Consider the following 12,578-nt stretch of genomic DNA (forward strand, 5'->3'; position numbering starts at 1 on the left):
AATTCTTTATTGTCTTTAAATTCTATTATTGATTCTTGAATAGGAGATAGTTTTTTAATTTGTTCTATATTTAATTCAATCCCTTTATAAGGATTTTCTTTGATGTCTTTTAAATCCCTAGTTATTTCTTTTAAAATATTATCACCACTCTGAATCATGAATTTTGCTTTAAAGTTTGATGTAGGAGTTTTATTATTACTTAGTTGAAATATTGCAAATTTAAAACTAGAATGCACATCTTCAAATCTTTTTTTGTTTTCAAATTGATAAATATAATTAAGCTTATAGTTAGCAACTATATATATATATTTTCTTATCGTTTTAGAACTATATTCACTCCAAAAGCTAAAGGGGGTTAAATAAGTTAAATTGCCCCCTGGTTTTATTAATTTTAAATTAAATGAAGTGAAATATCTAAAAAGATTTGGATCTCCGCCACTAGTAAAGTCTTTAAAATTAAATTTATAAATATTGTTAATGATAGTTATATTATTTTTTTCTTCATTGTATTCGATATTTAAAGGATGACTATCCTTACTGAGTATTTCTTTTTTTATTTTGTTTCGATCCGTTATATTTAGTTTTCTATAGCTAGGAATATGTTTTACAAAAAACTCTGATTCATTAAACTTAGTTTTCTCCCATGGAGGATTCCCAATTACAATATCAAATCCTCCCCGAGTATCGGGAAATTCAACTCCATAGTGGAAAAATTTGTAATAAGTGTTTATCTTTTTAATTTTCTCTATATTTTCTTCATCTTCACTAGAAGTTTTATTATTTAAAATATTTTCAATTAAATCAGCTATATAAGGGGTACTACTAAGTTCTATAGTATCTTTAAATTTTAAAGATCTATTAAAAGATAGTGCATGAAGCTTAATTAAAGAAAATATTATCCTTAAATTATCTGTATCTTCACTTTCTTCATATTCTTTATATATCTTTTTAGATTTTTCTATGTCTTCTTTAGTAGTGTCATTAATACCTTTAATTTTTTGATAACTATCTTTTAAAATAGTTGTAATTTCTTCAATTCTTTTTTTAAATAAAGAATAGCCCGCTTGAAATTTTTCCTTTGTAGTGCTAAAAAATTCATCCTTAGTATATCCAAGCAAAGAATTTCCTACTTTTATATGATGTTCAATAAAGCTTAATGGTATTCCAAAAATAAAAGTATTAATCCACAAACTTAGCATGGTAATTTCGACTGAAATAGGATTAATATCTACACCATAAATACACTTCTTTAGTAGCATTCTTTTAAGTACTAATTCTTTGCTTATGGCATCCTGAACCTTGTATTTTTTAGCCTCATTAACAATATTTTCATATTCCTTATTAAGCTCTTTTTTTACATCTTTAAATTTATCAAGCTCATACCATACTTTTTCTGTTAAATAATCTAGACAAGAAATTAAAAAATGACCTGAACCGCAAGAATGATCAATTATTTTAATATCTAAAGGGAACTTGGTTTTAAGTTGCTCTTCAATTGAAGATACAACCATAAAGTCGGTTAAATCTTCTGGGGTATAATATGCTCCATTTTTCTTTCTATCAAGAGACCTAGATGTTAGGTAAATATTGTTTTTATAGTATATAGCAACTTTGTTTATTTTATTTGTTTTTAAATCTTCATCAGTACGAATAAGATAGATCCCATCTTCAATAATACGAAACAAAGTGGTATCTGCAATTCTAAGGTCATATTCAAGCAAGGTTTCATATAATTCTCCAAAACTTTTCAGATCAATTTTTGAATACTCTACGAATTTATTCTCTTTAGCATTTTCTTTGTTAAAAAATAGCATCTTAGTTAAGATATCTTCAAGCTCATCAACGCTTAGCAAATTTTCATTATTTAAATATTTAACCTTATCTTCTGCAAAGAATCCCCCGTTAAATACAGGAAACTTTATCAAATCACTTCCTTTGTCAAAAGTATTAAAAATTGTTATTAACTTACTATATCCTTCTTCTCTGTTAACAACTTTATTGTAAAAATAATGCCTAAAAGACATATAAGATTTATATGCAATACTTTCTTCCAATATTCCTTTAATGGCTCATTATCCTCAATATATACAATAAAAAATATTCTTAAAATAAATATAATTGCCTCTTCAAATATCTTGTCTAAATCAAATTTAGTAATTTCTTTACTTGATAGTTTAAATTCTTCTTTATATATATTTTTTGCAATTTTAAATACTATACAGTCATCTGGTTTTTCATAAAGTATCTCTCTTAAGGTTTTCTCAATCACCTCTTTTTCTTTAGCTATTTTTTCCTTTTCAGATTCTATTACATTGCTTCTTTTTAAAAATCTCTCTTTTCTTATAAGATAGCTAAATAAAAAAACCCATCTTGTTCCTTATACTCTTCTTTTTCTTCAATTTTAGAAAAATCAAATTCAATATATCTTTTTTCTCCATAAAGTACTTTTGATTTATCATAGAGTCTCCATATTTTTCCATTTGAAAGTATTCCATAATGTTTTTGATATTGGTTTAGATATCTATAAAGTTGATCCTCTGCTTCTCCTGCCTTGTCTTTTGAGTCAAAGTTAAAAGAAGGACTTTTAACTTCTGCTATAAGTAAGATATCTTCATTTGGAATAGGCTCATTATTATTTTTAGATTCTTTCGATTTTTTATTAAAATTTACTTTATCTTCAGCACATTCAAAAAGTAATATATCTACCCTGGACTGTTTTCCATCTATTTGCCCACCTTTCTGTTGTTCTACCAAATAAGCTAATTCTTCAAATATAGATTTTAGTAAAGACTCTATATTTGCTTCTGTAGAATTATCATCTATAGTCTGAACTTTATTTTTTAAAAAAAAGAAAAAAACTTTTTACTTTACTAATATCTTCTTTTTTTATAAAGTCTTTTGATAACTCCTTATAAAGAGACATGTTTGGATCATTTGTTTTTACAATGTCATTGGTTTTCATTATTTTATTTTATCATTTTAAAACAACTAAGCTTAAAAACAGCAATATTTCTAAAAACAGAATCTATAATTATAAGAATAAACTTTTTTATTGCTCAATATATTGTACTAAAAACAAGAAAAGCTAAAATGAAAATTATCTACATATTATTTTACTCATTTTTACTCACGCCAAACAGATGTAATTCCAATGATAATGACATTTTCAAAGAAAATAATAAATACTTAGCTTTCTATAGATACTTGAAAGCAAAAAGAATTTGCTGTTGACTTTTCGAAAGTCAACAGCAAACAATTAAGCCCTTAATACTTACATTAAAGGAACAATTGACTGTAAAAAGACAATTAAAATAACAATAAAAAAACTGCAATGGCAATGATAAATATAAGAATGATAACAAAATAAAGTAATATTTAAGAGACGTGGCTGGAAGTACCTTTGATAACAAAAATTACTATTAAGATTTATCAGTGCTTTAAAAATGAACTTTTAAACGATACTACTAAACATTTTTAAGGTCTTACGGCCAATTAGAACAACCAAAAACAATTCCCCTAATCACATAAAATTGCTAAATACACCTGTAGCAACACTCTCTTGTTGCAGGGAAAAGCTTTGCTATGTAAGCATATTGATATAATGAATAATAACTTTATTTGCCCATTCATATCAGTACCAGCAACACTAAGAATAATTTCCATTTTTTCGGACTCTTTTCTTCAATCTCTTTTAATCCTAGAGCTTCAACAACACCCTGGGTTATTTTTTTATTCCAACTTTTGTATACAAAAATCCCTTAACTTGTTTTTTTAAATATTGTTATAAATTTTTTACATCTTTACTGCTTGCATAAGTATTGAAAAAGTTTGTCGATACAAAAACAGCATGAATGCTAAACATTTTTCATTCATAATTATCATCTCCCAAAATTAAAAAATAAATCGAAGTTTTTCATTTACAATTTTTTAGCAAATAATAAAGATTGGAAAACCAATCATCCTAAATATTTACTAAAAATGAAAATAAACTTAAAAAATATCAAATAAAACTATCGAAAAAATAAAAAGGCTTTATTAATAGAAAAAAGCTAAAATCTAAACCTTAGGATTTAGATTTTAAAATGAAAAAACCCCTTTTCCGGGCATCTTTTCGACATTAAACTAGGCAAAATAAACTTAAGCCTACTAGAAGTAGTATTTTAGCATTAATCAAGCATTAAAGTCAACAAAACTTGAAAATTTATTTATTCCTTTTCTTTTTAGAATTATCATATTTAATTATGATCTCTGATAAAATATCTTTTTTACTTTTAAAAATCTCCTCTAAAATAAAATAGACTCTTTTAGTATCTTTTTTACAAAAATCGTATAATTTAGCATCTTTTATTAAAATTCTAATCGGGGCATTTTCTTTGTTATTCTTATTAATATCTTCTTGATTTATTTCTGATAACCCTTGTTTTTGTATAGCATGATATATGCTATTAAACCCCACTTCCTTAATTTTATCAATAGAAATAATACCTTCCAAAACCTTTTCATAAACTTTTAAATATGTATAAGCCTGGGTTTTTGCAATTATAAAAGATTTTATAAATTGTTCAAAACTTTTAAAACCATCGTATTTATAAAGTTCTTTTTGCTTAATTTCATATAAAATTTTCATTCTTTGAATTTTATTGTCAATATCATCTTTTAAATTAAGCTTTAACTGGTCTTTTAAATCATTATAAATCATTAAATTTTCATCTTGATTATTATTTAAATTTTGACTTTTATCAATAAAATCTTCAAATCTATCATTTAAAATCATCTCTTTTTTATTTTGTTTTTTTCCCATTTTGTCCTCCTGCATTTATTTTTTGTTTTAAAGTATACATTTCTATGTATTTAAATATTAATTCGAATCTAAAAAATAAATTTACACTAATAATATGAGACAAAAAAACATATAATAAATCTAATGCTGCCAATCTGTTTGTAAATATTGACACAAATTAAAATTTGTGTCAATATTTAGTTTTTTTATCAAAAAATACTAATAAATTATTTCGTTCGGTTCTGAACGAAATAAAAAGCTATCTCTATAATATTTGATTTAAAAATAGCAGTTCTAAAAAATATATTTTTTAGATTATTTCTAATTCTTGACACTTTGAGTATTGTTCATTATTCTATTTTTAATAGAGTTTATTGAAAAGTTTAATCCTAGTTGTTGCATCACATTAGGATTCTTTTTTGTCAAAAAATTTAGCATTCTCCTTTAGTTTTAATATTCTTAAAAATGGTTTTTACCTTTAATTTCAACAGAGGTTGAAATTTATTATCTTGTGTATTATAATCTTTAACTGTGAATTAATCATCAAATATACATTAAGCTAGGAGACAAAAAAATGAAAGCTGTTATATCTAATTATAACTACCAAATTAAATCTAATAAACTACTTTCAAGGGACCAAAAACTTAAAAAAATAATTTCGGTTATTATTTACCTAAATAAAGAGTTTGAAAAAAAATATAATATATCAATACATAGAATTCATTTTGACTCTGAAAAACTGAAAGAACTGCGAGTTCATCATCAAGGAGATATACTGCGTGTACTAAACTCAAACATAGATAAAGAAAATAAAAAAGAAACTACAATTAATACTCTAAGAATGGATTTAAGATTCTTAGTTAAGCTACAGGCATTAGAAAAAAGAATAATAACATTTTCAAATAACTTTGGAGAATTCAAAGGAAAACTATGTATATATAAAGTATCACCTATTGCACATAAATTAATTGCTGCATATTTTAGTAGCACTAAAGTAGACTTAATTGAGAAAGTAAAGGAAAAGAAAGCGTCTTTTAAACCTCAAAATATCACTGAAAATATCACTGTATACAATAAACAATATATAAATATATATAATAAGAATTCTATAGAAAACTCTCTTTTCAAGAGAATTAAGTCAACAATTTCTAACACCAAAAAACCATTTAAAACGTTGAAAAATGCTTTGTTAAACTATAAAGATTTTAAAAATTATCTGAAATATGATTATGAGGTAAAAGATATTAAAGAATTTTTCTTATCTAAACTAAACGTTTATAAAAATAAAATTCACTTTATGAGAAAAGTTGCACCTTATAAAACCGATTTCTATACTCTTGTAGGAGAATTTAAAGACACTTACGATACTAAATGGAAAGTAAATAAAACAACTAGTTTTTCAGGACATGCTGGTATTATAGCTAATAATATTTTAGTGAACATTTTACAAAGGGATTAGAATTTGAATAATTTACTTGAAAAGCTCAAAAACAAAAAAAATAATATAGAAAAAAGAATTATTTTTAATAAAATTGAAGAATTAGGTATTAGAAAAATATACTACACAAAGATATTTAAACACTTGGTCGGTTTTAAAATCACTAACAAAGGAGAAAGACTAAGACTTACTTTCCAAAAATTTAATAATGCTGAAGATTTTCTTTTTTTTAATCTTTTTCCTTTAAAAGAAGATGACAAGTTCTTAGAAATAAGATATAGATATGATAGACTTGATAAACCTTATTTTCTTAAAAAAGAAAATAATAAAACTTATGCAATAAAAAAGCTTTATTATATAGAATTTGCCTTTAAAAATGGATCTATTAAAGCATATGTTCAGTCTTTAAGAACACTTCTAAGAAAAAATAAAGAAAACACTGAGTATTATCAATTCAATTTATCACACTTGAAAAAAATGGAAAAAAAAGTATATGAATTTTATAATAAAGAATTAAAGGATGGGGGAGTTATAAATAAATGGATCAAAAAAAACCAATTATAATTACACTGGCAAGTTTAAAAGGAGGAGTTGGAAAAAGCTCACTTTCTATACTTTTTTCTTATGTCTTAAAAGAATTGGGCAAAAAAGTACTGTTAATTGATTTAGATCCACAAAATTCTTTAACCTCTTATTTTAGTAAATATATTTCTAATGTCAAAAAACATAATGTTTATGAATTTTTAAAAGGAAATGCTTATTTTGAAAAATGTGAAAATAAAATTAATGAATATATTTCTATAATTCCTTCTCATCCTGTTTTAGAAAAATTTAACACCGATGATATAGATTATAAAGAGATTATTTTGGAATTTAGATTAAATAAAAGCACAAAAAGTTTTGATTTTGATTATATTATAATAGATACTTCTCCTAGTAGAAATTTCCTTTTAAAGAATGCTTTAAATGTTACAAACCATATTATAATTCCAGTTCAAGTAGAAAGATGGTCAATAGAAAGCTTTTCTATTTTAACCGAAACTATCAACAATATTCAGAATATTAAAAATAAAAAATACAATGTTTCTATTATAGAAAACCAATTTATTAAAAATAGGAATACCTTAAAGGAGGTGGAGGATGTTTTGTATAAAAAATATGGTAAATATATAAAAGGTAAAATTCACTTTTCAAATAGTATAAAAGTTTTTATAAACAACCTTTTAGAGCCTTCTTTGAAAGAAATTTATTATAGGGAAGCTGAAAATGCTTTAAAAAATATACTGTGAACTGCTATTTTTATAATATTTGATATAAAAATAGCAGTTTGCTTGTTAATTTTAGCAATTCTAGTTATTATGCTAACAATAAGTTATAAATTTATTTGTAGGTGTACTTATTAAAATTGACCCCAGAATTAGAAAAATTTAAAAGAACATAATAAAAAAGTAAGATCTTATTTTTAATCATTAGATTTTTATTTTCCTATTTCTTCTTCTAATTCTTCGTCTTCTTCTTCCCCATAGTCTTCTCTTTCTATCATCTCTTGTTCTCTTTCCGCTTCTAATTCTGCTTCTATTCTGCCATCAGGGTCATCTATAAATTCTGCATCTCCTCCCCCAGGTACAGGGCTTCCTAATAATGGTTTTTTCTTGTTTTTTAATAAATGTTTTTTAAGTTCAGATAATTGGATTATATATATCTTATTATCTTTAAATTCTAATAAGATACTATCTTTATGTTTTTTTATGGAATTTAATTTTTTGTTACTACTGTTAATATTTATAACTTTTAAAGTTGTTTTAACACCGAGAAGCATAGCTTTTTTAAAATCATACCTTCTTTTAGATTTTACTTTAAAAAGCTCTTGATTATTAATACAATCTTTAACCACAATTCTACTGTCTTCTTCTTTTATACAAATTATAGTATCAGTACCTTTTCCAATATCTATATTGTCTTTATTATTAGGATTCAAAACCGATTTAGCTTTTACTTTAAAATTGTATCTTTGGCCTAATTGAGAATCATTTGAAAAATGATCACATGAAAAAAATAATAAAAATAAGATTAAATTAATAACATATTTTTTCAATTTGCACTCCTTAATTTAATATTTACTTTATTTAAAAGTATATATTAAATTTTTTATCAAGTAATCACAAAGAATACTCTACCTATAATTTCTATGAAATTATAGGTGGAGATGAATTTGTAACGTAAGTTAAAATATAATATAATAATTTAAAAATAATGAGTGCTAATAAAGCTTATAAGTATAGAATATATCCCAACACTAATCAAAAGAAATATTTTTCAAAAGCATTTGGATGTGTAAGATTTTTGTATAACAAAATGTTAAGTGATAAGAAAGACTATTATGAAAAGAATAAGAAAAGTCTTAGTGTTAATCCAAGTAATTATAAAAATGAATTTCCATTTCTAAAGGAAGTTGATAGTTTGGCTCTTTGCAATGCCTAAATTGACTTAAATTCTGCATATAGTAATTTTTTTAGAGAAATTAAGAAAGGAAATAGAACGCATGGATTTCCTAAATATAAAAGTAAAAAAATAGACAAACCTATAGAACTAATAATCAAAAAAACTCTATAAGAATAGAAAATGATTATATAAAGATACCTAAAATAGGATTTGTAAAATTGGCGTTACATAGAAATATTAAGAGCAATGAAGTTATTAAAAATGTAGTAGTAGAAAAAGATACTGATGATAAATATTATATTTCAGTAGCAGTTGAGTGCTTGGATGTTAAAAATAATGATAAAACTAAAGATAATAAAAAAGAGGTAGTTGGCATTGATATGAGCATGAGGCACTTTTTAGTAAGTAGCGAGGGTGAGAAAATCAATCATCCTAAATATTTACTAAAAAATGAAAGTAAACTTAAGAGATACCAAAAAAAACTATCAAAAAAACAAAAGGGTTCTAGAAATAGGGCTAAATCTAGATTAAGAGTTGCTAAGTTGCATAGGAAAATTTCAAATCAAAGAAAAGATTTTTTACATAAATTATCTTATTATTTTGCAGCTAATTACAAAAATATAGTAATAGAAAACTTATCAATTAAAGGTATGCAAAAAGGAATGTTTGGCAAAAGTGTTAATGATTTAGGATGGTATGAGTTTGTAAGACAATTATCATATAAATCAGAGTGGTATGGATCCTATTTGCATAAAGCAGATAGATATTTCCCATCAAGTAAGCTATGCAACAATTGCAGTATTAAAAATACAACTCTAAAATTAAGTGATACTAGGTGGACTTGTAGTGGCTGCAGTACTTTGCATGATAGGGATATAAATGCGGCTCTAAATCTTAAAAATTATTACAAAGAAATAAAAACTAAGGCAGGAACTGCCTGAAGTTAAGCTTGTGGACCATGCTCTAGTGGATGATCGTTCTTTTAGAACCTAAAAAGCTATCATGGAATGAAACAAGAAGCTATTTCTATAATCTTTGATTTAGAAATAGTAGTTCACTAATCATTTTCTAATATTACTGATATTATATTGAATAAATATTTTTATAGAGGCAATAAAAGATGTAAGTGTGAAAGTACAAGCTTATATAGATGTTGTTAAAACTGAATAAAACGAAATAGCATATCAAAAAAATGATAATTTTGCCTTTAATGCTATTGTAGTAAAAGCTGTCTATCGCATTCTTTTTTTTATAATTATATTTAGTCAAAAATAGCAATTGTAATTCCATTTTGGACATCAATGTTTTCGTCTATATTATTAGTTCGGTTATTTCTTTTTTTCTTGATTTACCGTGTGTAAATTAAGAAAAAAATTTCATCAAAAGTTTCAATAATCTTTAGAACATGTGCTTAAAAAAAATTGAAAAGAGCTTGAGGTGAACTGCTATTTATATAATCTTTGATTTAGAAATAGCAGTTCACAAAAAGGTATATCTTAATTTTCTATTGCTTTTTCAATTACTTTCTTAAGACTTTCTAGTACATTTTTTAATTTTTATAGCTTACTAATAAAAATTCTGTTCTTATTGTTTATTGTGTTTTATACATTTTCAGTGTTAAATGAAGTTCTAGCCCTTCTTAATGACATAAGAGGGTTTTGTCTTCATTTTCATTTTCAATGTCATCTCCAAAAGAGCTTTTATTTATCTCTTTATATAAATTAAAGGTAGGATCTCCAATTTTTTCCTGAATATCTTTTGTATTTATTGTGTGGCTAACTATATTTATATTTTTAAATATAGTATTGATATCTTTTAAAGTATGTTCAAGACTTTTTTCTCCATCGCTATCATCATAACTATCTATTGTTGGTATTTTTTTCTCTTTCTACTTTTTCTTTTTCTACTTCTTTTTGTTAACCACTATTATCTCGTGTTGTTTTTAATTCCGGTGTATCGTTATTATTGAGTCATCTTTCTTCATTAATTCTTCTTCTAAAAATCCTTTGACTTTTCTTTTTTCACTTTGTTGTAAATCGGAATAATTTTTGTATGAGCTTGTCGGTTCAAAAACGGCACAAATAATAATTTAAGGTTAACTCAGTTTTTTAGATTAGTAAAATTTTGAATTCAGTTTAATTGGCCGTTTTGTTAAGATGAATGGAAAATTCCATTAGTTTTTGGTTTTTATTGTTTTGGTAAAAAAAATAAGAAAAAAAATAACTAATAGAAAAGCTCCAAATAAAAAAGTATATGAATAAAGACATAAAAATGCTCATTACAAAGTCTGCTCCAAAATCCTATTTATTTAATTTTTGTGGAATAAAAAAATATTACAGTATTTGCTGTTTCGAGGAATACTCACAAAATCTATATAGAGAACTAGTAAACTCTGAAAAGAATTATAAACTAGTTCTTAGTGAATTTATAAAAAATGAATAACGTGGATACTCAATTAATAGCAAAATTTTCAAGGCTAGCTTGGGCAGATTTATTCAATAGGGGAGTTCATTCAGTTTGATTGGCTATGATTAAGGTAGATGAAAAATATTTTAGAGGGTTTTTTTTCACTATGAGTGTACTAATTTTATTATTAGTTGTGGATTTAGTAAATTTTTGTATCTTACGACTCGATAAGTCTTGTTTTAACTTGTATCTTGAGCTGCGATAAGTAGCACAAGATACAAGTAGTTATATGAGAGTGGATAAAATGAGCTATAATAATTTCTTTTCTAGAAAAGATACACTTTCTAATTTAAAATTGAGTGCGGTTGAATATTGTGTTTTAAGCGACATGAAAGCGGTTATTGACGAATTAAAAAATAAATCTTCTAATAAGATAGAAAATGGTATTGATTCTAATTCTTTATGGCCGTTATTTGAGGACTACGATGAAAAAAATTTTGACGATTTCTTTGTAAGTTTGGGCTCTGAAAAAGCTAAACAATTAATTAACTTATTTCGTAAGATTAAAACAAGAATAAGTGTTAATGTATTTGAAACAGAAGTTTTTTTGTTGTATATATGCATTGAGGATGTATTTCTAGTTAATCTTATGTATTCTGATTGTGAAGATGAAGACAATTGTTTTGATTATATTGAGCCTACTCTTGATCAGCAATTCAAAAATATAAGGAAAACGCTAATCTTGAAATTAGAAGATTTTGGTGTTTTTGTATGAAATGATTTTTCTTTTTACAATTAAATCAAAAAAATGCTAAATAAGCAAGTTATGTTTGTAGTTGTAGATTAAGTCATTCAATTAATAATGAATATTAATATCATTATTTTCTCTCCGAAGGATTTTGATTATTAATATTTGTCGATTATTTTTAGAAATTGTTCTATGAGTATAAATATTTTCATTGCAAGGTAATCTCTTTATTTTACAATACTTTTGATCAGCCATATTTAGTTTTATGTATGTTAATAAATGGATTTATTTTGATTTTGAATATATTTTTTGATGTATTACAAGAAAATAAAAACTAAGGCAGGAGCTGCCTGAAGTAAAGCTTGTGTTGTGGACCATGCTCTAAGTGGATGACCGTTCTTTTAGAGCCTAAAAAGCTATCATGGGATGAAACAAGATGCTATTTCTATAATCTTTGATTTAGAAATAGCAGTTCACGTGGGGAGATGGATTTTCTTCCTAAAATATAATTTGAGTTACTTGAATGTGCTAAGCGGATTTTAACAATTCTTGAGAAAAGATAAAATTGGTATATATTTGTCTTTTTAGAGAGATCTATCTTACTTGGCAGAACTTTTAAAGGTTTGTTAAAAATAGTATTTGGGCAAACTTATATATTTGTAGATTGTTTTAGCGTAAGGTGGAGAAGGAGTATATATGAGGATTTTGGTTGGTGTTTGCATAATAACATTAGCTTTATTGGGTTGTTATTTGCCTGATAAGCA

Annotated in this window: 7 protein-coding genes and 3 pseudogenes; 7 read left to right on the plus strand and 3 right to left on the minus strand. The window is 24.8% G+C overall.

The features are described from left to right. Positions 1–2,962 (minus strand): annotated as a pseudogene (locus BLO14_RS05320) (Eco57I restriction-modification methylase domain-containing protein); the annotation flags it as partial. 1,239 nt (positions 2,963–4,201) lie between these two features. Continuing rightward, positions 4,202–4,801 (minus strand): chromosome replication/partitioning protein, encoded by a 600-nt coding sequence (locus BLO14_RS05325; RefSeq protein WP_091973767.1) that lies wholly within the window; start codon positions 4,799–4,801, stop codon positions 4,202–4,204. A gap of 553 nt (positions 4,802–5,354) precedes the next feature. On the opposite strand from BLO14_RS05325, the gene BLO14_RS05330 reads away from it, so the two are divergent. Genes BLO14_RS05330 through BLO14_RS05340 form a run of 3 tightly spaced genes read left to right on the plus strand, consistent with a single transcriptional unit; the run spans position 5,355 to position 7,507 of the window. Then, positions 5,355–6,239: a plasmid maintenance protein gene (locus tag BLO14_RS05330; protein ID WP_091973770.1), complete on the plus strand. Its 885-nt coding sequence runs from the start codon at positions 5,355–5,357 to the stop codon at positions 6,237–6,239. A gap of 3 nt (positions 6,240–6,242) precedes the next feature. Further along, positions 6,243–6,782, plus strand: a complete 540-nt coding sequence (locus tag BLO14_RS05335) for a DUF226 domain-containing protein (protein WP_091973773.1) — start codon at positions 6,243–6,245, stop codon at positions 6,780–6,782. Further along, entirely contained in the window at positions 6,758–7,507 is a 750-nt protein-coding gene (locus BLO14_RS05340) for a ParA family protein (RefSeq protein ID WP_091973776.1), read from the plus strand. Before BLO14_RS05335 ends, BLO14_RS05340 begins: the two co-directional genes overlap by 25 nt. A gap of 188 nt (positions 7,508–7,695) precedes the next feature. Here BLO14_RS05340 and BLO14_RS05345 read toward each other — a convergent pair whose 3' ends face one another. After that, the gene (locus BLO14_RS05345) at positions 7,696–8,313 is read right to left on the minus strand and encodes a hypothetical protein (protein ID WP_091973778.1); all 618 of its coding nucleotides are present in this window, start codon (positions 8,311–8,313) and stop codon (positions 7,696–7,698) included. Positions 8,314–8,471: 158 nt separating this feature from the next. On the opposite strand from BLO14_RS05345, the pseudogene BLO14_RS05355 reads away from it, so the two are divergent. From BLO14_RS05355 to BLO14_RS06005, 4 genes and pseudogenes are all read left to right on the plus strand, one after another. Further along, a pseudogene (locus tag BLO14_RS05355) lies at positions 8,472–9,601 on the plus strand (RNA-guided endonuclease TnpB family protein). A 1,300-nt stretch (positions 9,602–10,901) separates the two neighbouring features. Further along, positions 10,902–11,102 (plus strand): annotated as a pseudogene (locus BLO14_RS06250) (L-threonylcarbamoyladenylate synthase); the annotation flags it as partial. A 268-nt stretch (positions 11,103–11,370) separates the two neighbouring features. After that, complete coding sequence (locus BLO14_RS05360; RefSeq protein WP_091973788.1) at positions 11,371–11,841, plus strand: P52 family lipoprotein; 471 nt, start codon at positions 11,371–11,373, stop codon at positions 11,839–11,841. Between the two features lie 669 nt (positions 11,842–12,510). After that, positions 12,511–12,578 (plus strand): P52 family lipoprotein (locus BLO14_RS06005; protein WP_143280330.1); only part of this gene is annotated, 68 nt, incomplete at its 3' end.

Source organism: Borreliella japonica (assembly GCF_900099615.1).
In the GTDB taxonomy this organism is placed as follows: Bacteria; Spirochaetota; Spirochaetia; order Borreliales; family Borreliaceae; genus Borreliella; species Borreliella japonica.

Coding starts and splice junctions, on each gene's coding strand:
- BLO14_RS05325 (WP_091973767.1), bottom strand. CDS start 4,801: ATGGGAAAAAAACAAAATAAAAAAGAGATGATTTTAAATGATAGATTT.
- BLO14_RS05330 (WP_091973770.1), top strand. CDS start 5,355: ATGAAAGCTGTTATATCTAATTATAACTACCAAATTAAATCTAATAAA.
- BLO14_RS05340 (WP_091973776.1), top strand. CDS start 6,758: ATGGATCAAAAAAAACCAATTATAATTACACTGGCAAGTTTAAAAGGA.
- BLO14_RS05360 (WP_091973788.1), top strand. CDS start 11,371: ATGAGCTATAATAATTTCTTTTCTAGAAAAGATACACTTTCTAATTTA.